The following is a 24,095-nucleotide window of genomic DNA, read 5'->3' as shown; positions in this document are numbered from 1 at the left end:
ACTGCGGGCATGGCGAAGAACGTGCTGGGTGGCGAGCTGTCCGACTGCTCCCGCGACCCGATGACCGGCTACTACCGCGACGGCTGCTGCAACACCGGCACCGGCGACACCGGTGTGCACACCGTTTGTGCGGTGATGACCGCGGAGTTCCTGGCCTACTCCGCCTCGGTCGGCAACGACCTGGCCACGCCGATGCCCGAGTACGGGTTCGCCGGCCTGGCCCCCGGCGACCAGTGGTGCCTGTGCGCCCCCCGTTGGCAGGAGGCGCTGGAGGCCGGCGCGGCCCCACAGGTGGTGTTGGCGGCCACCCACATCCTCACCCTGGAGTGGTGCGGGCTGGCGGACCTGAAGGCCCACGCCGTCGACGCGCCGTCGGACTGACGCGCCCCCGGCCGACGTCCTGGGACTGGCATGCCCCCCTCCTCCCTCTCGTGCTCCTGAGCCGAGATCGCGGCCGAGCTGCACATCTCCCGGCGGCGTCTGGGCACGTCAGCCGGCCTGTCGGCCGAGCTGCACAACTCGGTGTGGCGGGGCCGGGGCGGGTGGGGCCGGGGCGGTCCGGGCCGGGCTTGGCCTGGGCGCCACCCCGGGGCCGGACCGGGGGGCGTCAGGCCGGGCGGGCGTTGCGGATCAGGTGGAGGGGGGCGCCGCCGCGCTGGGCGGTGAGGACGGCCTCGACGACGTAGTCCAGCTCGCGGGCGCGGTGGGCGTCGGAGTCCAGGACCAACGTGGCCCCGGCGGCGACGGCGATCGCGACCATCTCCGCGTCGAGGTCCAGCCGGCGGGGTGACCCGTTGACCTCCAGCGCCGTGCCGGTCTCGGCGGCTGCCTGGGCGATGGCGTGGATGTCGATCCGGTAGCCCGGCCGCATGCCGAGCAGGCGCCCGACCGGATGTCCGATGGCGTGGACGGCCGGGTGGGCGATGGCGGCGAGGATCCGGTCGGTCTGGACGGGTTCGGGCCGCTGGAAGACCGAGTGCACGCTGGCCACACACCAGTCCTGGCCGAGCACCGTCTCCTCGTCGTAGTCCAGGCCGCCGTCGAGCCCGATGTTCAGCTCCAGCCCCTTCAGCAGCCGGACGTCGGGGTGGCGCTCGCGGGCCTCGTCGATGGCGGCGTCACGGCGGCGCAGCGCCTCGCGGGTCAGGCCGTTCATGGTCAGGTTCTCGGCGTGGTCAGTCAGGGCGATCCACTCGTACCCGCGGGCCACGGCGGCGGTGGCGAGCACGTCGATGGAGTCGTGGCCGTCGCCGGACCACTCGGTGTGCACGTGCCCGTCGCCGACCAGGTCGGCGAGGGTGACCAGCCGATCGGGCACGGGCGGACCATCGACCTCGCGAAGGGGCGGCGGGACCGGGATCGTCCCCGCCATGGCGTACGCCGTCGGCTCGTCCGGTGCCACGTCGCCCATCCCCCGCTCCCGCAGGACTTGCACGTGGGCCTCGCTGCCCGTGGCAACGACGAGCGCCGAACCCGCGCTGCGCTCGTCGGTGAGGTGGACGACCAGGTGGCGGCCGGCCGAGGTCAGCAGGTCCACCCGGTCCCCCGTGTCGGCCAGCGTCCGGATGCAGCCGTCGTGCTCGCACACCGCCACGGCGACCTGGGCGATCGGGGCCGTGCAGACCGCCAGCAGCTCCAGCGCGCTGGGTTGCTGCACACCCCGTCGCACCTGTCCGGCCACGACGGCCCGTGCCACACCCGGCAGGCCACCCAGCGCGACGGCCCAGCGGTCGGCCTCCAGCCGGGCCTGTCGCAGCACCGGCAACCCGGCGCCGCGGTGGTCGATGCGGCCGAGGCCGTCGGCGATGACCTCGGCGGTCCGTTCCCGCACCCCCGGCACGTCGAGGATGCCCCCGTCGGCCACCAGCGCCGCCAGCCCCGCACGGTCCACCACCCCGCGCGAGGAGAGCTCGCGGGCCAGCTTGGTGGACACGCCCATCACCTGCACCAGCTGTCCGAAGCCGTCGGGCTCCTCCTCCCGCAGCCGGGCCAGGTAGCCGCTGACCCCGTCGGACAGGTGGCTCCGGATCGCCCGTGCCACCGCGTCGCCGACGCCGTCGAGCGCCCGCAGCTCCTCCTCCCCCAGCCGGTCCACCGCCACCGGGAGCGCGGCCACCATCCGCCCGGCGGTGCGGAAGGCCCGGGCACGGAAGCGCTCGCCGCGTCGGGTCGACAGGATCGCCGCGATCTCCACGAGATCGTCGGCGACGGCGTCGTTGACGACTCGGTCGACGTTGTCCACAGCCACAGTCGGATCCTTCCCCATCCGCCGCGCCGGCATCCGTACCGTGCCCCCATGCCCGCCGGCCCCGTCCCTACACTGGTCCACGACGATGACCGACCTGATCCGTCCCGATGAGGGAGTCCGTGTCCGCGGGCTCCGCCGGGTCGAGTTCGAGCAGATGGTCGCCCAGGGCATGTTCGAGGGCGAGCCGATCGAGCTGCTCGGCGGGGAACTCGTCGAGATGAGCCCCCAGGGGTCACCACACGGGTGGGCCATCACCCGCCTCAACGCCATGCTGGCGCCGCTGATGAGCCGTGGGCTGGAGGTTCGGATCCAGCTGCCGCTGGCTGTCGACGACGTGTCCCTGCCCCAGCCGGACGTTGCGGTCACCGATGTCACGACCCCGTCGGCCCACCCCCTGGTCGCGCACGTCGCCATCGAGGTGTCGGTCACCAGCCAGCGGCTGGACCTCGTGCACAAGGCCCCCCGCTACGCCGCCGCGGGTGTCCCCCTCTACGTCGTGCTGGACATGGCCGGTGCCCGAGCGGTCGTGCACACCGATCCCGCCCCCGAGGGCTACACGACGATCGAGGAGCTCGGTCCCGACGACACGCTGGAGGTCATGGGCGAACCCATCGACCTGGCGCTGCTGCTGTCGGACCGCTGGCGGCCCGACGGCACCCGCATCACCGACTGAGCGGCCTCGCCGACCCGACCGTCCGGCCCGCTCGTCCGGCCCCAGCCACCGCTCAGCGGCCGCAGCACTTCTTGAACTTCTTGCCGCTGCCGCACGGGCAGGGGTCGTTGCGACCGACCTTGCTGGTGGGCTGCGGCGGCTCCTCGCCGATGCGCCCGAGTCCCTGCTCGGCGACCTCCGCGATCATCGGCTGACCCGAGGCCAGCCCACGGGTCCACGCCTTGCGGTACAGCTCGGTGGCCGAGTCGTGGTCGTCGAGGCGTTCGTGCATCTCCGCGGCACCGAGGATCGCACCCGGTTCGTCCTGGTGGTCGGCCAGCACGTGGTCGAGCAGCTCCCGCTGACGGGGGTCGTCGCGTTCCAGCCAGACCAGGGCGTCCATGTCGACCATCCAGCAGGCCTCGGGCACGAGGAAGCGCAGGTCGTCCAGGGCGGCCAGCCCGGCCTCGGCACCCTCGGCCTCCTTGATGTCCTGGGTGGCCCGGTCCAGCACGCCGGCAAGGTCGTCATCGTCGGCGTAGACCAGCGTCAGGCCACCCGGCTCGTCGAACCAGGTCCGCGCACGACGCAGCAGCTCGGTCGGGGTCGAGTCACCGTTGTCGATCGCGACCAGCCCTGCACCGACACCGCTGACGTAGACCGCCTCCATGTCGATGATCAGGGAGTGGAGGGTGTGCAGGTCCTCCTCGGCCATCGGCAGGTTGTCGGCGATCCAGCTCTCGTGCTGCCGCTGATGGGTGGGGCACAGGCCGTGGACGACCTCCAGCGGGATGTGGGGCGGGTGCAGGACGGTGCCCGCGCAACCGGCGCAGCCAACCGTGCGCTTGGACGGCGAGGTGGGGAGCAACGCCTCGACGGGGAACCCCAGGGTCCCGTCCTCGGCTTCGGCGATGTCGATGAGCACGCCGACGGAGTACGGCAGCCAGTCCCCCACGGTCCAGTCCTCCAGGGACACGGCGTCGGCCGGCAACTCGGCAAGCGGGTCCTCGCCGTGGGCAGCACCGATCAGGCCGTCGGATCCGGCCATGGCCTCGGCGACGGCGCGGGCTGCCCGCCCGAGCAGCTCGGCCCAGCCGGAGCCGGCCGCATCGAGCTCGGCCTGACCGAAGGAGACGTAGCCGATGACCTCGCGGCCCTCGCCGGCCGGGTGAGACGCCACGAACCGGTCAGCGCCCTCACGGTCACCCTCCAACGGGTCGGCGGCGAGGATGCGCAGCCGGACCTCTTCGGCATCCGGCCCTGGCCCGAGGTCGACGGTCCCGACGAGGTCGAGGACCATGGGCTCGTCGCGCGGCACCGCCTGGAGACGGTCGAGGATGGCAGCGGGCAGGTCAGCGGTGCGGTCGGTCACGATCTCGGCAGGGTACCCGTGAGGGGGTCACCCACTGCCGCGTTCCTGTCGGCGACGGCGTGTCCGACGCACCACGATCTGGCCGAGCGATCCGAGAAGCATCCCGGAGGAGCCGATGATGAACAGCCACACCCCTGCGGTCTTGAGCGACTCGAACAGGAAGAAGATCGAGCCGATGACGAACGCGACGTTGCCGATGATCCCGAACAGGGTGTGGAACCACTCGTAGTCCTGCACCAGCTCCTCGATGGGATGGGTGGACAGGCTGACGTCATCGGGGTCGAGGTCCGTGGTGGTCACTGGGAGAACTCCGGAGGGTCGGACGAACGCGGATTCGTTCCGACCCATCCCCGGTCCCGTGACCGGCAAACGCGGCTCAGCCCTACTGGCTGGCCTGCGCTGCCTCGGCCTCGGCCTCGGCGACCTTGGCGTGGACGTCCTCCATGTCGAGCTCGCGGACCTGCGAGATCAGCTGGTCCATCGCCTGCTGGGGAAGGGCGCCGGACTGGCGGAAGACCATGACGCCCTCACGGAAGACCATGAGGGTCGGGATGGACTGGATGCCGGCAGCGCCGGCGAGGGCCTGCTCGGCCTCGGTGTCGACCTTGCCGAACACGATGTCGGGGTTGGACTCCGACGTCGCCTCGTAGACCGGAGCGAAGGACTTGCAGGGTCCACACCACTCGGCCCAGAAGTCGACCATCACGATGTCGTTGTCGGTGACGGTGTCCTGGAAGCTGTCTGCGGTCAGGGTGACGGTGCTCATTGGGGTCTCCTTTGTCGAGCCGTACGTCGAATCCCTCCCCCCAACGCCAGTCGCCCAACCGATGTTCCGAGGCGGCAGCGGGGCCCCCCCTGTCCTACAGGTCGAGGCCGCAGCCGTCTGCGACGACGGTCTCGAACCCGTCCAGCGTCGCGCCGTAGCGCTGCTCGAGCTCCTCGAGCGCGTCCTCGTCAGCCGCGTCGACGTCATAGCCGACGTCGGCCGCCAGCTGGTCGACCTCGACGAAGAAGTCCCGCGTCCCGGTGACGGTCTCCGCTGCCTCGCCGGGTGCCACGTCGGCCATGGTGTCGAGGATCGTGATGGCGGTCTCGAAGTAGGCCTGGGTTTCCTCCGGAGTGGATGGGTCAGGACCGTCGAAGAGCTCCACGAACGTCGCGGCCGCCGCACAGAACGCCTCGGTGCCCCCGGTCGTGCCGGCATCGGTCGGCTGCGGGTCGGCGGTGGCCAGCGCCTCGGGGGTCGGCGCCGGCGCGGTGGCCAACGCCTCGGGGGTCGGCGTCGCGGACGGGGGCACCGGCTCCGGCGTGTCGCCCACGCCATCGGCGCCGGGCTGCGCTGCGGGTCCGTCGTCCTCGGCGGAGTCCGTCCCGCTCGCCGCCTGGTCGACGGGCTCGGTGGCGTCGTCGGCCTCGCCACCACCAGCACAGGCCCCCAGCAGGAGGAACACCGCGACCAGCAGCAGGTGGACAGGGCGCGGACGGATGGTGGACATGGTTCCCTCGGGGCCGGCTTCGACGACGGTGACGTTCGTCGGACCCTAGCCTCACCCACACGAGAGGAACCCACATGACCACCACACGACGGGTCGTGCCCGTCCTCACCGTCGACGACATCGCCACCGACGCCCCGCGCTGGGCCAGCATCCTCGGCCTGCGGGTCGTCATGGACCACGGGTGGATCGTCACGCTCGCCGACGACACCCTCACCCACCAGCTCAGCCTGATGACCCGCGACGAGACCGCGCCGGTGAACCCCGACGCCTCGATCGAGGTCGACGACGTCGATGCCGCCCATGCGCTCGCCGTCGAGCAGGGCCTGGAGGTCGTCCACGGGCCGCACGACGAACCCTGGGGTGTCCGCCGGTTCTTCGTCCGGGACGCGAACGGCAACGTGGTGAACGTCCTCGGCCACCGCTGATCCCGGGCGCGCTGGTCCCGCACCGGGCTGGATAGCATCATGGCCATGGAGATCAGCGACGCCGCCAGCTTCCTGTCAGCTCGCCATCAGGCGGTGATCGTGACGCTGTCGGAGGGCGAGGTGCCGCACGCGACGAACGTGGTCTACGCCTTCGACGGCACCACGTTCCGGGTGTCGGTCACCGACGGGCGGGCGAAGACCGACAACCTGCGACGCCGACCGCTTGCGGTGATGCACGTGTCGAGCGACGACTTCTGGTCCTACGTCGCCGCAACCTGCGACGTGGAGCTCTCGCCGGTGTCCACCGAACCCGGTGACGCCACCGGACAGGAGCTGCTGGCGGTCTTCGAGGCGGTCCGGGGCAAGCCCCACCCGGACCCGACGGAGTTCATGCAGGCCATGGTCGACGACCAGCGGCTCGTCCTGCGGTTGACCCCGACCGCGGTCCACGGCCAGCTTCCCCGCTGACCCCGGGTGGGTCAGCGGGACCACCGATCACCCGACCAGCGGGCTGCCCGGGTGCGGCTCGGCCGTCGGGGCACCGTCCGGGGCAGTCAGGGCATCCGCACCGGAGTCCGGGTCGCCGTGGACCAGCGCGACGCCAGCCATGATGCACAGGCCACCGAGCAGCTGGATGGCCACCGGCAGCTGGCCGAGCAGCAGCCAGGCGGCGAGCACGGCGAACAGCACCTCGGTCAGGCCCACGAAGGACGCCACGCGCGATCCAAGCCGTCCCGCGGCCACGATGCCGGTCAGGTAGGCCAGCACCGAGGAGATCAGCACCAGCACGACGACCGGGACGATCCAGCTCGTCGTGCGGCCCATCAGCTCGACGGACGCGGTCGAGGCGTGCAGGGGCAGGACGCCCAGGACGCCCAGCAGGCCGATGGCCACGCTGCCGACCGCCAGGCCGCCACCGGCCAGCAGCACGGGCGGCAGGTCGTCCGACACCTTCGCCGACAGCAGGAAGTACGCGGACAGGCAGACGGCCGCGCCGAGGCCCCACACGACGCCGATGGGGTCGACGTCCACGGCACCGCCGATGTCGAGCACCAGCACGAGGCCGACCATCGAGACGACCGAGCCGACAAGGGTCCGGCGTCCGGGGGCGGTGCGGGTCCGTGCCCAGGCCAGGCCGACCAACAGCACCGGGGCGAGGTACTCCAGCAGCAGGGCCACACCCACCGACAGCGTCTGCACCGCGGAGAAGTAGCAGATCTGTGCCCCGGCCACGGCGATCACCCCGTAGGCGAGGACGATGCGGCTGTCGCGCTGGGCCGGCCGCTTGCGGCGCCACACCACGACGAGGGCCGGCAGCAGAACCAGTGCGGCGCCACCGACGCGGACGAGCACCGCCGCCGACGGCGACCAGCCGGACTCCAGCAGCGCCTTGGCGAAGGGGCCGGACGTGCCGAACGCAAGGGCCGACACCAGGGCCAGGACGATCGCCCCGGCCGAGCCGCCCTGACGGGGTGGGCCGCCGGCCCGACGCAGGCGCAGCCCGGCAAGCGACCCGGCACGAAGGCGGGTCGGGATACGGGGACGCAGGGTGGGGATGGACCTCAGCACGGCGGTGGACACGGGATGGCTCCTCTGGCCAGCCCCTCCGGACCGGCATGTCATGAGTCAAGTAGCATTACGGTCATGACCGTAGCGGCAGAGTATGTCAGGAGTCAACGTGCGTTTCACCCATGACACCGAGATGGCCCTGCTCGCAACGGCCGCGCTGGTCAACACCGCCCCGTCGGCGTCCGACAGCGGCGAGGACGAGATGTCTTCTGCTGCGCAGCTGGAGGCGTTCGTCGCCGACAACCAGTACTCGGGCTCACGAACCCGCGACGACGTGGAGCTGGATGCGGTCCGGGCGCTCAGGCCGAGGCTTCGCGAGTTGTGGACCGACGACGTCGAGGCCGTGGTCGAGCGGGTCAACACGCTGCTCCGGGAGCACGAGGCCCTGCCGCAGCTGGTGCGCCACGACGGCTGGGACTGGCACATCCATGCCGTCGGAGCCGACCATCCCCTCGCCGAGCGAATCGCCGTCGAGGCTGCCCTCGCCGTCGTCGACCTGGTCCGCGCCGAGGAGCTCTCGCGGCTGCGACGCTGTGCGGCCGAGGACTGCGAGGCCGTGCTGGTCGACCTGTCCCGCAACCGGTCGAAGCGCTACTGCGATGTCGGCAACTGCGGGAACAGGGCCAACGTGGCGGCCTATCGGGCCAGGAAGGCCGCCGGGGACGGATGACCCCGGCGGCGTGGGTGGGGTGCGACCGCCGCTACCCCGCGAGCCCGAGCAGGTCAGCGACCGCGTCGCAGGCGGTCGGTGATGCCGAGCAGATGACCTCGGCGTCATCGGTGAGGGCGTCGGTCAGGAACTCCGACGTGATGTCGGGGATGGTGTCGCCGTCGAGCAGCACGATCGGCGCGTCCATCTCGCCCGACAGCCGGGCTGCGGAGAACCCGGCCGTCCAGCCGAAGGCCGAGCCGCCATCGATGACGACCACCGCGTCGGCCGGGCTGCTGGCGGTGGCCCCGCGTGCCTCGGCCACCGCGACCGCGGTGTGGAACCGGGTGGGGCCCGCAACCCGGTCGGTGTCGGCCACGATGACCCCGGCAGCGTCTGCGACCGGGCCGGCCAGGGCAGCCTCGCCGCCGACCAGCCGCAGGGAGTCGAGCCCCGCCTGGCCGAGGGCAGTCGTGGTGGTGGCGCTCAGCTGGTCGGTTTCGCTGAGCAGGACGGGTCCACCGGCTTCGGCGGCCCAGCCGCCGAGCGCCAACGCGTCCGCGAAACCCTGGGTGGGTTGGTCGGCCGATGTGGGGAACGCCCGGGCGAGGAACCCGTCGCTGGATGCGGCGAGGGCACCGATGGCCGCAGCCGTCTCGAGCCTGGTCGCCCCGGCGGTGCGGCCCACGGTGTAGCCCTCCGCCATCAGGGCGTCGGCCACGGCCGGGCTGACCGCTGCCTCGCCACCGAGGATGCGGACGGAGGTCGCACCGAGGCGGTCCAGCTCGGCGAGCACGGTGGCCTCGAGCTCGGCCGGGTCCGTCAGCAGCAGGGTTCGGCTGTCCTGGAGGGTGCCGGAGGCAAGCGCGTCGGCGAAGACGGCCTCGCTGGCCAGCAGCACCTCGACTTCCTGGACACCGAGGATCCGCTGGGCGAACCCTGACGGTCCGTCCGGTGTGGTCAGCTGGCTGAAGTCGATCGCCACGTCCGAGCCGCCACCGTCACCGTCGGCCGGCGGGACGTAGATCAGCATGTCCTCGGGCGGCGCCGTTTCGGTCGGTGTCGGGGTGGGCGTCGGGGTCGGGGTGGGTGTCGGGGTGGGCGGGGGCGGCGGCGGAGGCGGCGGCGGAGGCGGCGGCGGCGGCGGTGCCGTCGGGGTGACCGCCCCGGACGCTGCGGACTCGGCACCCTCGCCGACCGCGTTGGTCGCCGACACCGTGAAGGTGTACGGCGTGCCGTTGGTCAGGCCGGCCACCTGGGTCTGGGTGGTCGCCGCGGCGACATCGACCGGACCGGCGGCCAGGACGGCGCCGTCGAACGCCCGGACCCGGAAGCCCGTCAACGCGCTTCCGCCGTCGTCGGCCGGGGCCACCCACGAGACGGTGGCCTGGGCGTTCCCAGCCGTCGCGCCGACGCCGGTCGGGGCGGCGGGGACGTCGACGGGGGTGAACGGACCGGCGTCGGCCGTTTCGGGCCCCTCCCCGATGGCGTTCACCGCCGACACCGTGAAGGTGTAGGGCGTGCCGTTGGTCAGCCCGGTGATCACGGCCGGCGAACCGGCCGAGGTCTGGAAGGCCCCCATCTGGACGCCTCCGTCGAAGGTCCGGACGCGGAACTCGGTGATCGGGCTGCCGCCGTCATCGGCGGGCGGGTTCCAGGTGAGGGACACCTGCTCGGGGCCGGTGGTCCCGGCGAGGTCGATGGGCGCGTCGGGCGTCGTGGCGGCGGGGACGACACCGGCGCTCTCGTCGGACTCCAGCACCTCACCGGATGCCGTCAGCGCCGCGACGGTGAAGGTGTAGGTCGTGCCGTTGGCGAGCCCGGGAACCGCGGCAGATGTCACAACCCCAACGTCGAGTGGTGCGCCCACCAGCACGCCCCCGTCGAACGTGCGGATCCGGTAACCGGAGATCGTTCCCGGTTCGTTGGCCGGTGCGTCCCAGGTCAGGTCGACGTGCCCGTTGCCGGGTGTGCCCGCCACCGCCGTGGGGCGCAGGGCATCGAGGGCGGCGTGCGCGTCGACGCGACCGGCACCGACCGCCGCAGCAGGGGCGTTCATCGGTGTGGCCGTGTCCTCGAGCAGCTGGTGGATCTGCGCCGGCGTCATGTCCGGTGCGGCGTCGACGACGAGCGCGGCAACGGCTGCGGCGTGGGGTGCTGCAGCGGACGTGCCGAAGAACCGGTTGCAGCCGTCGGAGAACCCGCCGAAGAACGTGGTGCACGTGCCGTCGGTGGCGGTGATGTCGGGCTTGGCCAACACGTTGGGGGTGGCCAGCGGCGCCGAGGGGGTGCCGGTGCCGGGGAGGTTCGGTCCGACGGTGTCGGTCGGCTCGAAGTAGTGGGTCACCGGTCCCAGGGAGCTGAACGTCTCGGGCAGCAGCCCGACGTCGTTGTAGGGGGTGGCGGCCAGGGACAGCGCGTTCTCGGCTCCGTTGTGGCCCCAGATGGTCGGGCCGACGATGTCCCCGTTCAGCCCGTCGGGATACTCCGACGCCGTGATCCTGCTGCGCCCGAAGTTGAGGTTGATGCGGGGTGTCCCGGGTGTGGGCGACGGCCACCGCGCCACGACGACCGAGACGGTCTGCTGAGCGCCCCCGTTGGTGAACTGGGCTGCCTCGAACGGCTGGACGCCGATGGGGTTGGCGCCGGACGCAAGGCCATTTCCTGCGGCGTTCAGGAAAAACACGTCGATGTCGGTCACGACGCCGTGCCACGGCTCGGCCCACTGGGTCAACGCACGGAGGAAGCCACCGGCAGGCAACGTCAACTCCAACGTGGGGTCGACAGCGGCGGTCGTGTCGAAGTCGTGGCAGTCGAGGTAGTTCGCCTGCAGCGCCGGGGGGCAGGTCGTCGGCCGATACGCCGGCGCCTCGTAGCTGGCCACGTTCTTGCCACCGACGACCACGTTGCTGTTGCCGGCGCTCGACAGGTACACCGCACCGTCGGCGACGACCTCGTCGATCGCGACCGAGATCGGCCCCTCCTGGAAGACCGGTTCGATGAAGTAGGTGATGTCGTCGACGATCACGTCCGCACCGGCCGTGCGAAGGTCACGGATGCGATCGGCGAACTGGAAGAAGCCCTCGAACGCGGTGGCGAACGACAGGTCTGCCTCGGGCGCGAGGTCGTGCACCAGCTGGGCCATGGCGCGGCCCTCGTCGATGCCGCCGGCCAGGTCCGCCAGGACGTTGACCGGTGTGGTGCGCAGGCACGGGTTCGTCGCGCCGGGCAGGTCGTTGGACGCGATGTCGTCGGATTCGTCGGTCGCGTCGGTCGTCGTGTTGTCGTAGGTGTCCGACAGCACCCCGACCGTCACCCCGCTTCCGTCGACGCCGAAGTCCCGTCGGGCGATGTCGGCCTGCAGCTGGATGTCGGCGGTGCTGTTGATGCCGGTCGGGCAGGCACCGGTGACGGTCCCGTCGTCGTTGACGTCGGGGGCCCACGCTTCCTGGAGCGACACGACCCCGTCGACGGCGGCGACCGAACGCAGATCGGCCGGGGCGACGAAGGCGGTCACGACGCGGTGGTCGTGGGCGACGTGGGTGATCTCGGCGCCCGCGTCGCCGAGCCCCGCCTCGAACGCGGCGTCGAGCGCCCGGTCGGCCTGGACGTAGACCAGCAGCCGTTGTCCGTCGTTGATGATGGCATCGGGGATCGCACGGACCCCGGGTTCGCTGCTGCTGGCACCGACCTCGTCGACCTCTCCTCGCGCATAGTCGCTCAGGACCTGGCTGAGGCCGGGTTCGTTGCCACGCGGGTCCGTACCCGGACGGTCCTGGGCACCGGCCGGTACGGCCAGCAGCGCGGCCACGAGGCCGACGAGCATGCCGATCACGATGGGGCGGATACGAGACACGCGCATGGAAGTCCCTCAACCTTCTGCCGTCGGTACACCGGTCGCGCCCGATGTGCCGACGCTACGACTGCACGTGCGGTGACACAACTCCCCGTAAGACATGGGCACGTACAGCGCACGTCCATGGTCCCGAGATCACCGGGACCAACGGTGCTGGACAGCCCAGCGCGGTCCGGTCGACCCTGCGTCCGTGCCGACTCACCCCTCCCCGACGACATCCCGACCGCGGGCCGTCCGCGGTCACCGGAAGGGACGGCTCGGCCGCTCCCCCTTCGGGCCGACCGTGCCTGCGGTGCTGCTCGCGGTGGCCTTCGGCATCGCCGTGGTCGTCTGGGCGGTGGGGGGCGAGCGGCTGCCGGGCGGCCGGTGGCTGGCGGTGCACCTGTTCACCCTCGGGGTCCTGTCCAACCTCGTCCTTGCCTTCAGCGACCACTTCGGCACGACCCTGACGCGCAGCCCCGCCACGAGCCCGACGGCCCGCCTCGTCCTGGCCGATGTCGGCGCCGCCGCCATGCTTGTCGGGGTCGTCCAGGGCCGACGGGTCCTGCTCGCGGCCGGCGCGACCGCGCTGACCGCGGCCGTGATGTGGTCGTGGTGGCAGCTCCGTGGCATGCGCACGCAGGCGGTCGGGGCTCGGTTCGCATGGATCGTGCGGGCCTACGAGCGGGCCCACGGCATGTTCGTGCACGGTGCCCTGCTCGGGGTGCTGATGGGCCTCGGGGTGCTGTCCGGGCCGTGGTACGTCTCGGCCCGCATCGCCCACCTGCACGTCAACGTGCTCGGCTGGGGCGGGCTGACGCTGCTGGCCACACTCGTGTTCTTCGGGCCCACCCTCGCCCGCACCCGGATCGAACCCGGGGCCGACGACCGGGCCGCCGTCGTGCTGCGCCACGGCGCGACCGGGCTGAGCATCGCCACCCTGCTGCTGCTGGCGACCGGTGTCGGCGGGGTCCTCGGCATCATCGTCCGGTGCCTGGCGGCGGTGGCGCTGGGCGCCCTCGCGTGGGCGGCCACGGCGACGTGCGGCGCGGTCGTGCGAGCGGGGCTGCGGTCCCACGGGGCGCCGGCACGATGGGCGGTCGTGGCGGTCTGCCTGTGGTTTCCCGCGGTGGTCTGGGCCGACGTGGCCGTGGTGGCCTACGGCTGGTGGGACCGGCTGGACGCCCTCGGGGTGGCGGTCGGCATGGGGGTGCTGCTGCAGGCGATCATCGGCGTGCTGGCCCACGTCGCCCCGATGCTGCGCGGTCGGACCTTCGCCGGCCGGGACCGTCTGGTCGCCAGGTTCGAACGACTGGCCGCCACCCGGGTGGTGGTGTTCAACGCCGGGCTGCTGGCCGTCGTCGTGGCCACCGTCATCGGCGGCGTGGTCGGGGCCGTGCTGTCCCGGGCCGGGTGGGGGGCGGTCGGCGCGGTCGTTGCCAGCCACGTGCTCGCGGGGCTGTTCCCGGTCCGGACCGCACCGGGAGCGCCGGCCGTCTCCCGCGTGGTCACGCGGTACCGCCGGGACGGATGACCCGCCCCGACGCGCGTCACCGCATCAGGCTGGTGTCCCCGGAGGGTCGACGTGGACCGCCAGCCATCGTGCGCCGCTGGACGTCGACAAGACCCTGTGCGGGGTGCCCGCCGGCAGCACGACCCAGTCACCCGCGGCGAGCGTCCGGACGACCCCCTCGACCTCCAGGTCGGCGCTCCCGTCGAGCAGGACCACCCACTCGTCGGCATCACCCACCTGCTCGTGGGTGTCGGGTGCATCGGAGGAGACGATCTGTTCCACCGTGACCCCCGGCTGCCACAGCAGGGTCGTGAAGGTCTCCCCGGCACCGGGCGCCTCGGACGAGGCCGTCAACGAACCCGACCGGAGGGTCGCGCCGACCGGGTCGTGGCGCAGCATGGCGACCTCCTTGTCGGCGGCGTGGGCGACCCGTCCCATCTCCTCGAACCCCATGTCGGCGTGGAAGTCCAGCGACGCGTCGTTGCGCGGGATGGTGTTGACCTCGGCCAGCACGGGCAGGTCACCGGCCGCGTCGATGACCCAGCGGTACAGCGCCCGGCCGATCCCGCGTCGGCGATGGTCGGGGGCGACCACAACACGGTCCACGTAGAGGAAGGACGGAACCCGCTCGGCGAACCACCGGTAGTTGGGGCTGGCGTAGTCCGACCCCTCGCGGACCAGGACGACGAAGCCGGCGATCGACCCCCCTCTGCGAACGACCACCGTCCGGTCCGCCTGATCCAGCAGCCGGTCGAAGCCGTCCCGATCCAGGGATCCGACGGCCGGCACCTCCGCCTCGTTCAGCTCGAGCAGGTGGTCGATGTCCTCCGGTGCCGCCGGCCGGAAGACCGGGTTGTCGACGGGACGGGCGAAGGACAGCTCGTGGCCGTCGGGGTCGGTGCAGTGCACGTACCGCTCGCCCCACGGTGCATCCGCCGGTTCGCCGTCCAGCACCCCACCGGCCGCGACGGCCACGCGGGCCATCGCGTCCACGTCGTCGACCCAGAGGATGGCCCGGCCCCACCCCGACGGGGACGGTGCGGCCACCTGCTGGAGGTTGAGGAACCCCTCCCCGCAGCGGTAGGAGGTGAAGTCGGCCTGGTGGTGGACGCGCTCGAGGCCGAGCGCGTCGTAGAAGGCGGTCGACCGGGCCATGTCGGCCACGGCGAGCGTCACGGCGCTCAGGGACTCGATGCGTGCCATGGCCGGACCGTAGCGGGACGGTCCGGCGCGGTCAGGTCCGGAGCGGTCAGGTCCAGCGCGGTCAGGTCCAGCGCGGTCAGGTCCAGCGCGGTCAGGTCCGGGGCAACAGGGTCAGCTGGGACCGCTGCGCACCGGTCGCTGGGCGGCGTCGGGGTCGCGGAGGTCGATCTGCCGGCTGTCGTCGGTCATCCCGACCCGGCGCGGTTGGCGTTCGACCTCGGCGTTGAGCTCGGCGCCGACGAGCACGGCCAGCGCGCTGATGAAGAACCACAACATCAGGACGATGACGCCGGCGATGGAGCCGTAGGTCTCGCTGTAGGAGCCGAAGCTGTTGACGTACCAGGCGAATCCGGCGGAGGCCACGAGCCACAGGACGACCGCGGCGATGCTGCCCGGGCTCATCCAGCGCCACTTGGGCTGATCGCGATCGGGGGCGTAGCGGTAGATGACAGCGAGGCCGAGTGCGAGCACGACGGCGAGGACGGGCCAGCGACCCCAGCGCACGAGGTTCTCCGCCAGCGAACCCAGGCCGATGAGCGACAGGACACCGGGGACGACCGCGACGAGGCCGACCAGCAGGAGCCCGAAGAAGATCCCGCCGAGGGTGAGGGCCAGGGCCATGCCCCGGACACGGACGAAGCCACGGGTCTCGTCCTCGTCGTAGGCGGCGTTGACGGCTTCCATCATCCCCTTGGTCCCGCTGGACGCCGACCACAGCGCACCACCGAGCGTGGCCACCAGCGTCCACCCGAGGGCCGTGCCCGAGCTGTCGGCGATCCGGGTCATCTGCTCCGACAGCAGGTCGGCGGCACCCGAGGGCAGCGCTTGCGCGGCGTCGGCGATGGTCTGCTGCACCTGCACCGGGTCGGCGACCAGACCCCAGATCGTGATGGCCGCGGCAAGCGCTGGGAAGAGGGCGAGCATCGCGTAGAAGGCCATGCCCGCCGCCATCAGGGTGACGCGATCGTCCTTGATCTCGTCCTTGGTGCGCCGGAGGATCTGTCGCCAGCCCTCGGAGGGGATGTCGGTGGGGTCGTCGGCGGTCGCGCCGGAGCGGCGGCCGCGTGGCTCGGTCGTCGTCGTCACTGGAAGGGTCCTCCGTCGGGGTTGTCAGCTGGGTGCGTCAGCTGGGTGAAGCGCATTCGTGACGTTCCCGCGGGGCCGGCAGGCGAAACGCCGCGGGACGCCTCAGGTCCCGACTCCGGGCGCCGATTGGGGGCCGATGGCCAACCCAACACCAACGCGGGGGATCGCTGGTGCGCGCTCGGCACCATGGCTCTTCGCTGCGGTGCTCCTGGCCGCGCTGGCCCTGCTCGTCGGCGACGAGACCCGGGTGGCCGTGCGTGGGCTGCAGTACCTGCTCGCCGCCGCGGCCGGAACGGTCAGCCTGCTCCGCGTCCGACGCGCCAAGGGGCCCCGCCTGCCGGCGTTCTGGCTGCTCGTCGGGGCGTGCACGCTGTACGCGCTGAGCAACGGCACCCGGGTCGCGCTGCCCGACGGTGGTCCGGGTGAGCTGCTCAACGGGCTGGCCTCGTTGCTCCTGTTGGGCGCGGGTGCGGTGTTCGTGCGGGGCATCCGGCCGGGGCACGGCCGCCACATCATCCTCGACGGCCTCATCGTGGGACTGATCGCGTCGATGGGGCTGCGCGAGATCGCGGCCCTGACCGGTGACCCGTTGGTGGCCACCTCGACGCCGTCGACCATGCTGATCATCGGACTGGTCGGGACCAGCCTGTGGCTGCGGGCGATCGCAACCGACCCGTCCGGAGCGGTGCGGTCCTTCGCGCTGGCTGCCGGCCTGGCCATCCCCGGCACGATCCTGACCGCGCTGCAGGGCCTCGGACCCGTCCGGCCACGCTCGGTCGACGTGTGGACCGTCGTCTCCAGCCTGCTGCTCGTCCATGCCCTGTCCCACCGCGACCTGTCCACCATCCGTCCGGGACCGGCCCCCGTCTACCGTCGGGTCACCGCGGCGTCGGTGGCGCTGATGTGCCTGGCGCTGACGGCGGCGCCCGCCCTGATGTGGTCACGGATGGTCCTGGGCAGCCCGCCCGACCTCGGGTTGGCCATGGGCATGACCGCGCTGTCGGCCCTGTGGGTCGGGAGGTTCTCGTTGATGCTGATCGACCGAGACCTCGACCGCGCCCGACTGGACGAGGAGCTCGCGACCGACCCGTTGACCGGGGTCGCCAGCCGCAGACAGCTGACCGACCACCTGGACAGCCTGCTGCTCGACTCGGAGTCCGACGCCGACGTGGCCGTGCTCATGGCCGACGTCGACGAGTTCAAGGCCGTCAACGACCGTCACGGCCACCGGGCCGGCGACCAGGCGCTCATCGCCGTCGCGGCCCGCCTCGAGAAGGTCGTCGGCGACCGTGGCCTGGTCGCCCGGTTGTCGGGCGACGAGTTCACCGTCGTCGTCCAGACCGCCGATCCCCTGACGCTCCGCAAGGAGGTCACGGCCGCGCTGGAGTCGGTCACCGTGGCGGCCGAGCCGTTGATCGTGGTCCGCGCCAGCGTCGGCATGGCCATCGCGACGCCCGGCGAGACGTCATCGCACACCCTCATGGAACGTGCCGACAGGGCCATGTACCGCCACAAGCGTCGGCTTCCGACCACCGCCGAGCAGGTCGACCTCGACGACGTCGAGGACCTCGAGGGCGCAACCCGTCGCCCCGGCGGGGGGCGCGGGTCGCGCTGATCAGCTACCGGCGATGACCTCATCGGCGGTCGCGGCCAGCGTGTCGGCGAGGTCGGCCGCCATGGGGACGCCGACCAGCGCGATCAGGATGGCCGGGACGAGGAACAGCAGGGCGATGCGCAGGAGCGTCCGGGCCGACGGTGCCTGCAGGGCCTGGGCAGTCCGGGTCGTGGTGCCCCGTGCGGCCTCGATGGCCGGCGCGAGGGCGGCGAAGTCGACCGACACGTCGGCTCGCCGAGGGGCTGACTCGGGCTGGGGAGCGACGAAGTAGTCGCGGAGCTCGGCCTGGAGACGGTGGACGACGTCGTTGTGCATGGGGGCAGGAATGCCCATCCCTGCCGTCACCGAACCGTCCTCGCGTAGCCTGCGTCCCGTCGCCCACACCGACGGAGGTGCGCCGATCGCACGAGCTTCCGGATCCTCGATCCCGGATCTGCTTCGTGCCGCGCACCTCGAGCCGTCCGTCGTCGTCGTGGTCGTCACCGCGGGGCTTGCCGTGGGCGTGGGGGTCGGCGGTCCGCGCCTGGCCCTGCTCGTCGTGGCGGTCCTCAGCGGTCAGCTGTCGGTGGGGTGGTCCAACGACTGGATCGATGCGCGGCAGGGGCGCGACGACGGGCGGACCGACAAGCCGGCCGCCGTCGGCTCGGTGACGCAGACGGCGGTGCGCCGGGCTGCGATGGGTGCGCTGGCCGTCACCGTCGTCACCTCGGTGTGGCTGGGCCCGCTCCCCGGTGGCCTGCACCTGGTGGCCGTCGCCGTGGCGTGGGCCTACAACGCCGGGTTGAAGGGAACGGCGTGGAGCCCGGTCAGCTACCTGGTGGCGTTCGGCCTGCTGCCGGTGGTCGTCACCACGACCGCCGACGCCGGGTGGCCGGCGTGGTGGGCCGTGGTTGCCGCCGCGTGCTTCGGCGCTGGCGTGCACGCCGCGAACGTGCTGCCCGACCTCGAGCGCGACCGGGCGCAGGGCATCGGCGGGCTGCCGCAACGGTTGGGGTCCGCTGGCGCGGCAGCCATGGCGGTGACCTTCCTCGGCGTCGGATCAGCGAGCGCGTTGTTCGGGGCGGCGGTGCGGGGTGGTCAGGCGGTCGGCGTCGGCGCGGTCCTCGGCATGGCGGTCGTCGCCACGCTGCTCGTGGGTGTCGTCGCGAGCCATCGGGCCGGCCGGCCGGGGCTGGCCTTCCGCCTGAGCATGGCGACGGGGCTGCTGCTGGTGGGCACGCTGGTCGCGCAGGGATCCGGGCTGACCGGCTGAGCATGCCGGCCGGGTTCAGGCCAGCAGCACCGCCGCGCCGAAGACGAGGTACTCCGCGAAGAACAACCGCCAGATGTCGCGGTAGAAGACGACGAGGGTCGACGGGTCGGAGAGGTGGATACGTCGGGTGATCGCGACCGTTGCGCCCAGCAGCCCGACGTGGCCGACCGCGAGTGCTGGGCCGTTGACGCCGTCGAGGCCCACGATGCCGGCCGCGACGATCGAGACGTAGCAGGCCACGAGGATGCCCAGGCCCAGCGCCAGGACCCGACGGACCCCCAGCCGCAGGACCAGTGTGGCGATGCCGTGCCGGGCGTCGCCGACCATGTCCGGCACGTCCTTGAACCAGGCGATGGCGATGGTCAGCCCCAGCACCATCCCCGTGAGCGCCCACACGTACCGGGGCACCGACGGTCCGTTGCCGAGCACGTCGGTGAAGTGGGCGAACAGCAGCAGGTTGACCACGACCGCCCGGACCGAGGTGATGGCGGCGGCGGCCCCCAGGTGGAATCGCTTCAGGCGGACCGGCGGCAGGGAGTAGGCCGCACCGACGAGGAGGCCGACCACGATGGCGGCCAGCAGGTAGGGGCCGCTGAACGCGGCGAGGACGACGGCAAGGACGGCGGTGCCCCCGACCAGGGACCATCCGGCAGACACGCTGAGGTCCCCGGCCGCGACCGGCAGCTCGGGTTTGTTGATCCGATCGATCTCGACGTCGGTCATCTGGTTGATGCCGACGATGAAGACGTTGGTTGCCAGCGCCGCCACGAGGGTCACCACCAACGTCGGCAGGCCGTCGAGGACACCGACGTCGAGCAGCGCGAGCGCCATGGCCCACAGCACCACGGTGGCCAGCGTCGTGCCGATCAGCGTGTGCGGACGACCGAAGGCGACGAGGACGGCCAGCGGCCCTCGCGGTTCGGCGGCGGCCGGGGTCACCACGAGCCCACCGCCCGCGCTCCTCCATCACGCCGGCCGCGCACACACCGCGCCTTCGCGACACAGGCCACGTGTGACCGACCGTCCCCGACGGGCATCACGACGGTACGCCCATCGACACCCGAGGATCCCTCACCATGATCGACCGACCGACTCCCGGCCAGCCCGCGCCAGACCTGAACGTCGACCTCGTCGGCGGTGGCAGCTGGAAGCTTGCTGACCAGACCCCGGACGCCTTCTCCATGCTGGTGTTCTACCGCGGCCTGCACTGCCCGGTCTGCCGCAGCTACAACCGGAAGCTGGACCGCATGGCCGGCGACTTCGCCGACCTGGGGGTCGAGCCCATCGCCCTCAGCATGGATACGCAGGCCCGGGCGACGGAGTCGGTGGAGGAGTGGGGCATCGAGCACCTGCCAGTCGGCTACGGACTCACCGAGGACGACGCCCGCACATGGGGCCTCTACATCTCCACCGCCATCAAGGACGGCGAACCCGCACGGTTCAGCGAACCGGGCCTGTTCCTGGTCGGGCCGGACCGCTCGTTGTTCTACGCCGCGGTCACCTCCATGCCGTGGGGTCGCCCCGACCCCGAGGAGCTGGTGAAGGCCATCGGCTGGATCAAGGACAACGACTATCCCTCCCGAGGCCGCGCCAGCTGAGGGATCGGCCATCACGCCCCCACCGCCTTCCGCAGCCGGTGGAGGGCGTAGCCGAACCCCTCCGACCACGTCGGGAACGGGTGGACCAGCTCGGCGAGCAGGTCCACCCCGATCTCGGCCCGGATGGCCAGCGCGAACTCGCTGATCGACTCGCCGGCCGCGGGGGCCAGCAACGACGCCCCGAGCAGCAGCCGGGAGGACCGGTCGGCGACCAGCACCAGCCGGCCGGCATCCGCCGGGTCGACGCTGCCCCGAGCGGTGTCGGCGAGGTCGAACACGACATGCACGACGTCGTGCCCCGCCTCCTCCGCCTCGGCACGGGTCATGCCGACCGCCGCCAGCTCGGGTGCGGTGTAGACGGTTCGGGGGATGCCGCTGTGGTCCGCCGTCGTCGGCCGTCCCAGCAGGTTCTGGGCGGTCACCCACCCCTGGTAGTTGGCGGTGTGGGTGAAGGGCTCGATGCCGGCGACGTCACCGATGGCCCACAGGTGGTCAGCATCCACCACCCGGCAGGCATCGTCGATGGTCAGGTGTCCGTCCGCGAGGTCGTCGGGGTCCAACCCGAGGTGCTCCAGGCCGAGGCCGTCGACCACCGGGCGCTTGCCGGTCGCCACGACGATCCGCTCGACGGTGACGGTGCCGCCATCCGCGAGCGTCGCCCGCCACCCCTGTCCAGCGGCGTCGACCCCGCTGACCTCGGCATGGGTCCGCACGTCCACGCCGTCTGCCCGCAACAACGCCACCAGGTCCTCGGCAGTCTCGGGCTCGACCCCGCCGCCCATCAGCTCCTCGCCCTCCACGAGGGTGACCGACGTCCCGAAGCGGGCATGGGCCTGGGCGATCTCGCAACCGACGGCACCGCCGCCGATGACCAGCATCGAGGCCGGCCGTTCGGTGGCCGTCCATGCCTCCACGAACGTCCACGGCTCGGCCTCGGCCAGGCCGGGGATGTCGGGCACGACGACGGTGGACCCGGTTGCGAGGACCAGCTCGTCGTAGCGCAGCTCGTGGCTGTCCTCGCCGGTGTCGACGGCCAGCCGTCCCGGTTCGCACACCCGTCCCTCGCCGCGGATCACGTGCACGCCCTTGTCCCGCAGTGATCGGACGTGGTCGGCGTCGTCGTGGTCGGCGGCCGCGTCGTCGCGTCGTCCGGCGGCGATGCGGTAGGCCTCGGCACCGTCTCCCCGGTCCAGCGGCGCATCGGCGGCACCGATGTCGTGGGCCCGACCGATGGCCGTCCGCGCCGCGGCCGTCAGCAGCATGACCTTGGAGGGGATGCAGGCGTAGTAGGGGCACTCGCCACCGACGAGGTGGCGCTCGACAACGGCAACGGCGACCCCTTCGCCAGCAAGGAGGCCAGCAAGCCGTTCGGCGGCCGATCCACCACCGAGGACGGCGACGCGAACGTGGTCGGGCAGGTCGGTTGTGGGCATGGCACCGGTGATACCCGTCGAGGGGGTCATCCAACGCCTGCCCGTCGGTCGCGTAGCTTTTCGCAGCAGTGACGCAGGAGGAAGGGGCACGCGCCGAGACGGCCGGCACCACCTCGAACGGCGAGCCGACCGACGAGGTGCTGCTTCGCGCGGCAGCACACGGTGATCACGCGGCCTTCACCGCGCTGGTCCACCGGCACCGCGACCGGGTACACGCCATCTGCCTGCGGTACTTCCGCGATCCGACCGACGCCCAGGACGCCACGCAGGAGACGTTCCTCGCCCTTCATCGGGGCGCCGGTACCTTCACGGGTCGGTCGTTGTTCACCACGTGGCTGTACCGGATCGCCGCCAACACCTGCCACGACATCACCCGCAAGCGCGAGCGGCGGCCGAAGACCGTCGCGTTCGACCCCGACTGGACCGGCACCGCCGACGACGACGTCCGGGCGCTGGAGCTGGGCATGGACCTGTCCCGTGCGCTGGAGACGCTCAACGAGGACCATCGGCAGGCCGTCGTGCTGCACTCCTACTACGGCTACACCTACGTCGAGATCGCCGAACACACGGGGGCGGCGGTCGGGACCATCAAGTCACGAGTGCACCGCGGCCTCGCCCAGGTCGCCCGTGCGCTCGACGACGCCGATCGATCCGCCGACCGAATCACCGACACGGATGTGGATCGGATGGAACCTTCCGGCCCACCCGTGCATCCAAGTCCAGACCCTCCTTCCCCATCATGACGCCCTCCGACGCACAGCTGACGGCCTGGCTGGCCGGCGACCTCGACCCGATCGCCGACGCCGAGGTCAGCGCTGCCGTGGAATCCGACCCTGCGGTGGCGGCCCGCGCCGACGCATTGGCCGGAGTCCTCGCCGGGCTCGCGATGGCCGCAGCCGACCCGCCACCCGCCGACTTCGCCGAGTCGTTGGACGCCGGCCTGGCCGCGGCGCTGGGCCTGGCCGCACCTGCCACCCCGGTGCCTGCCGCGCCCGAGGCACCCACCCCACCGCCAGCGGTGTCCCAGCGACCGGCTGGACGCCGGGACGCCGGACGTCCCGGCGCCCCGCGCACCGGCCGTCGCCTGCAACGGCTGACGTCGGGCCTGGCCGTGCTGCTGCTGGTCGTGGCCAGCGGTGGCCTGCTGGTCCGGACGCTGCGCGATGGCACCGACCGCGTCCTGCCCCCGGATCCGGACGTCGCGACCCACGACACCGAACCGTCCGGCCCCGGCGAGGAGGGGCTCGTCGACCCCGCCTCGACCGACCCCGAGCCGTCCTCCGCCACGGGCGGCGACGACGAGGACAGTGATGTCGACGACGGCGCCCAACCCACCGAGGCCGGCCCCAGCCAGGACGAGGGGGTCGCCGAGGACGTACCCGCGGGGCCGGCTGCCACGCCGGGACCAGCCGGCGGTTCGACCAACGGCGCCCCGGAGCCCGCGGACACCGGTGACGGCGCAGGTGCCCCCTCCCCTCCCGTGGCGGCCACCGGCCCGACGGCTGCCGAGGACGGCGACGGGGACGGGGACCCGACCCCCGCTCCTCCGACCCCGGCGCCGGCCCCGACCCCTGCCCAGGGTGTGGACCCCCAGCCCACGGAGGATGCCGCGGGGTCCGGTGGCGGTCCGACCGAGGAGGGCGACACCACCGCCCAGCCCGACGACCCCGGCGCCCCGCCCCCGGCGGCAGGCGACGAGGGCGACGCCCCCGCGGACGGCCAACCCCAGCCGGAGGCCGCTCCGGCCGCGCCCCCCTCCCGCCCGACGGTCGCCGACAGCCGTGCCGACCTGCCCACCGACGACGACGTCCGCGCGTGGTTCGGCGGGCGGGAGGAGACGCACCAGCTGCTCGGCCTGCCGGAGGAGGAGGCCCGTGACCGGGCGGCCGAGCACCGTGCGGTGGTGGAGAAGTCGGCGTCGTTCACCTCGGGCGCCCACCCGGCGGCCTGCCTGGACGAGGCGTTGGCCGGCGACACCCCGGCGGTCGTGGCAGCCGTCGAGTCGGTCGTGCACGACGGGCAGGACGCGGTTGCCTACCTGGTCGTCCGCGGCACCCCCGAGCTGGACCGAGCCGACGTCCTCGTCGCGACGCCGAACGGCTGCACCACCCTCTTCCGCGGCCCCGTCACCGCCTGACGTCCCGACCTC

Annotated in this window: 23 protein-coding genes; 11 read left to right on the top strand and 12 right to left on the bottom strand. The window is 72.5% G+C overall.

Annotation, left to right across the window (positions count from 1 at the left end; genetic code table 11):
- The first annotated feature begins 9 nt into the window (after positions 1–9).
- On the top strand, positions 10–381 hold the full coding sequence (locus DVS28_RS00880) for a DUF2237 family protein (protein WP_114589769.1): 372 nt from the start codon (positions 10–12) through the stop codon (positions 379–381).
- A gap of 226 nt (positions 382–607) precedes the next feature.
- On the opposite strand, the gene DVS28_RS00875 is transcribed toward DVS28_RS00880, so the two are convergent.
- Positions 608–2,248, bottom strand: a complete 1,641-nt coding sequence (locus tag DVS28_RS00875; RefSeq protein WP_164709753.1) for a DNA polymerase/3'-5' exonuclease PolX — start codon at positions 2,246–2,248, stop codon at positions 608–610.
- 85 nt (positions 2,249–2,333) lie between these two features.
- Here DVS28_RS00875 and DVS28_RS00870 point away from each other — a divergent pair, with 85 nt between their 5' ends.
- Positions 2,334–2,921: a Uma2 family endonuclease gene (locus DVS28_RS00870; RefSeq protein ID WP_114593919.1), complete on the top strand. Its 588-nt coding sequence runs from the start codon at positions 2,334–2,336 to the stop codon at positions 2,919–2,921.
- 52 nt (positions 2,922–2,973) lie between these two features.
- On the opposite strand, the gene DVS28_RS29080 is transcribed toward DVS28_RS00870, so the two are convergent.
- The 4 genes from DVS28_RS29080 to DVS28_RS00850 all read right to left on the bottom strand — a co-directional run bounded on the left by DVS28_RS29080 (position 2,974) and on the right by DVS28_RS00850 (position 5,768).
- On the bottom strand, positions 2,974–4,272 hold the full coding sequence (locus DVS28_RS29080) for a YecA family protein (RefSeq protein ID WP_216826311.1): 1,299 nt from the start codon (positions 4,270–4,272) through the stop codon (positions 2,974–2,976).
- Positions 4,273–4,299: 27 nt separating this feature from the next.
- A complete protein-coding gene (locus tag DVS28_RS00860) occupies positions 4,300–4,572 on the bottom strand; it encodes a YrhK family protein (RefSeq protein ID WP_216826310.1) in 273 nt (90 codons plus the stop codon).
- 82 nt (positions 4,573–4,654) lie between these two features.
- Positions 4,655–5,038, bottom strand: a complete 384-nt coding sequence (gene trxA, locus DVS28_RS00855) for a thioredoxin (protein ID WP_114589766.1) — start codon at positions 5,036–5,038, stop codon at positions 4,655–4,657.
- A gap of 94 nt (positions 5,039–5,132) precedes the next feature.
- Positions 5,133–5,768 (bottom strand): hypothetical protein, encoded by a 636-nt coding sequence (locus tag DVS28_RS00850; protein WP_114589765.1) that lies wholly within the window; start codon positions 5,766–5,768, stop codon positions 5,133–5,135.
- A 74-nt stretch (positions 5,769–5,842) separates the two neighbouring features.
- Here DVS28_RS00850 and DVS28_RS00845 point away from each other — a divergent pair, with 74 nt between their 5' ends.
- Entirely contained in the window at positions 5,843–6,193 is a 351-nt protein-coding gene (locus DVS28_RS00845) for a VOC family protein (RefSeq protein WP_114589764.1), read from the top strand.
- A gap of 45 nt (positions 6,194–6,238) precedes the next feature.
- Positions 6,239–6,661, top strand: coding sequence for a TIGR03618 family F420-dependent PPOX class oxidoreductase (locus tag DVS28_RS00840; RefSeq protein ID WP_114593918.1), 423 nt, complete (start codon positions 6,239–6,241; stop codon positions 6,659–6,661).
- Between the two features lie 27 nt (positions 6,662–6,688).
- Here DVS28_RS00840 and DVS28_RS00835 read toward each other — a convergent pair whose 3' ends face one another.
- Positions 6,689–7,774: an EamA family transporter gene (locus DVS28_RS00835; protein WP_164709752.1), complete on the bottom strand. Its 1,086-nt coding sequence runs from the start codon at positions 7,772–7,774 to the stop codon at positions 6,689–6,691.
- Positions 7,775–7,871: 97 nt separating this feature from the next.
- Here DVS28_RS00835 and DVS28_RS00830 point away from each other — a divergent pair, with 97 nt between their 5' ends.
- Entirely contained in the window at positions 7,872–8,432 is a 561-nt protein-coding gene (locus DVS28_RS00830) for a CGNR zinc finger domain-containing protein (RefSeq protein ID WP_114593917.1), read from the top strand.
- Positions 8,433–8,463: 31 nt separating this feature from the next.
- Here the strand turns inward: DVS28_RS00830 and DVS28_RS29840 are convergent, their stop codons facing one another.
- Positions 8,464–12,273: a fibronectin type III domain-containing protein gene (locus tag DVS28_RS29840; protein ID WP_114589762.1), complete on the bottom strand. Its 3,810-nt coding sequence runs from the start codon at positions 12,271–12,273 to the stop codon at positions 8,464–8,466.
- Positions 12,274–12,559: 286 nt separating this feature from the next.
- On the opposite strand from DVS28_RS29840, the gene DVS28_RS00820 reads away from it, so the two are divergent.
- The gene (locus tag DVS28_RS00820; protein WP_114589761.1) at positions 12,560–13,780 is read left to right on the top strand and encodes a hypothetical protein; all 1,221 of its coding nucleotides are present in this window, start codon (positions 12,560–12,562) and stop codon (positions 13,778–13,780) included.
- A 24-nt stretch (positions 13,781–13,804) separates the two neighbouring features.
- Here DVS28_RS00820 and DVS28_RS00815 read toward each other — a convergent pair whose 3' ends face one another.
- Both DVS28_RS00815 and DVS28_RS00805 read right to left on the bottom strand, forming a co-directional pair.
- Positions 13,805–14,962 carry a GNAT family N-acetyltransferase gene (locus tag DVS28_RS00815; RefSeq protein WP_114589760.1) on the bottom strand — a complete coding sequence of 386 codons (1,158 nt, stop codon included), beginning with the start codon at positions 14,960–14,962 and terminating at the stop codon, positions 13,805–13,807.
- Positions 14,963–15,073: 111 nt separating this feature from the next.
- Entirely contained in the window at positions 15,074–16,048 is a 975-nt protein-coding gene (locus DVS28_RS00805; RefSeq protein ID WP_114589759.1) for a YihY/virulence factor BrkB family protein, read from the bottom strand.
- Positions 16,049–16,184: 136 nt separating this feature from the next.
- On the opposite strand from DVS28_RS00805, the gene DVS28_RS00800 reads away from it, so the two are divergent.
- The gene (locus DVS28_RS00800; protein ID WP_114589758.1) at positions 16,185–17,663 is read left to right on the top strand and encodes a GGDEF domain-containing protein; all 1,479 of its coding nucleotides are present in this window, start codon (positions 16,185–16,187) and stop codon (positions 17,661–17,663) included.
- Here DVS28_RS00800 and DVS28_RS00795 read toward each other — a convergent pair whose 3' ends face one another.
- Positions 17,664–17,978 carry a hypothetical protein gene (locus tag DVS28_RS00795; RefSeq protein ID WP_114589757.1) on the bottom strand — a complete coding sequence of 105 codons (315 nt, stop codon included), beginning with the start codon at positions 17,976–17,978 and terminating at the stop codon, positions 17,664–17,666.
- Positions 17,979–17,988: 10 nt separating this feature from the next.
- Here DVS28_RS00795 and DVS28_RS00790 point away from each other — a divergent pair, with 10 nt between their 5' ends.
- Positions 17,989–18,915: a UbiA family prenyltransferase gene (locus tag DVS28_RS00790; protein WP_164709750.1), complete on the top strand. Its 927-nt coding sequence runs from the start codon at positions 17,989–17,991 to the stop codon at positions 18,913–18,915.
- A gap of 15 nt (positions 18,916–18,930) precedes the next feature.
- Here the strand turns inward: DVS28_RS00790 and DVS28_RS00785 are convergent, their stop codons facing one another.
- Complete coding sequence (locus DVS28_RS00785; RefSeq protein ID WP_114589755.1) at positions 18,931–19,857, bottom strand: homogentisate phytyltransferase; 927 nt, start codon at positions 19,855–19,857, stop codon at positions 18,931–18,933.
- 134 nt (positions 19,858–19,991) lie between these two features.
- Between DVS28_RS00785 and DVS28_RS00780 the strand changes: the two genes are divergently transcribed.
- On the top strand, positions 19,992–20,513 hold the full coding sequence (locus tag DVS28_RS00780; RefSeq protein ID WP_114589754.1) for a redoxin domain-containing protein: 522 nt from the start codon (positions 19,992–19,994) through the stop codon (positions 20,511–20,513).
- An 11-nt stretch (positions 20,514–20,524) separates the two neighbouring features.
- Here the strand turns inward: DVS28_RS00780 and DVS28_RS00775 are convergent, their stop codons facing one another.
- The gene (locus tag DVS28_RS00775; protein ID WP_164709749.1) at positions 20,525–21,946 is read right to left on the bottom strand and encodes a dihydrolipoyl dehydrogenase family protein; all 1,422 of its coding nucleotides are present in this window, start codon (positions 21,944–21,946) and stop codon (positions 20,525–20,527) included.
- Between the two features lie 68 nt (positions 21,947–22,014).
- Between DVS28_RS00775 and DVS28_RS00770 the strand changes: the two genes are divergently transcribed.
- Both DVS28_RS00770 and DVS28_RS28015 read left to right on the top strand, forming a co-directional pair.
- The gene (locus tag DVS28_RS00770; RefSeq protein WP_114589752.1) at positions 22,015–22,689 is read left to right on the top strand and encodes an RNA polymerase sigma factor; all 675 of its coding nucleotides are present in this window, start codon (positions 22,015–22,017) and stop codon (positions 22,687–22,689) included.
- Positions 22,686–24,083, top strand: a complete 1,398-nt coding sequence (locus DVS28_RS28015; protein ID WP_164709748.1) for a hypothetical protein — start codon at positions 22,686–22,688, stop codon at positions 24,081–24,083. Before DVS28_RS00770 ends, DVS28_RS28015 begins: the two co-directional genes overlap by 4 nt.
- Positions 24,084–24,095 lie beyond the last annotated feature (12 nt).

Origin of the sequence: Euzebya pacifica (genome assembly GCF_003344865.1) — a bacterium.
Lineage (GTDB): Bacteria > Actinomycetota > Nitriliruptoria > Euzebyales > Euzebyaceae > Euzebya > Euzebya pacifica.
This window is presented reverse-complemented; position numbering and strand designations above follow the sequence as displayed.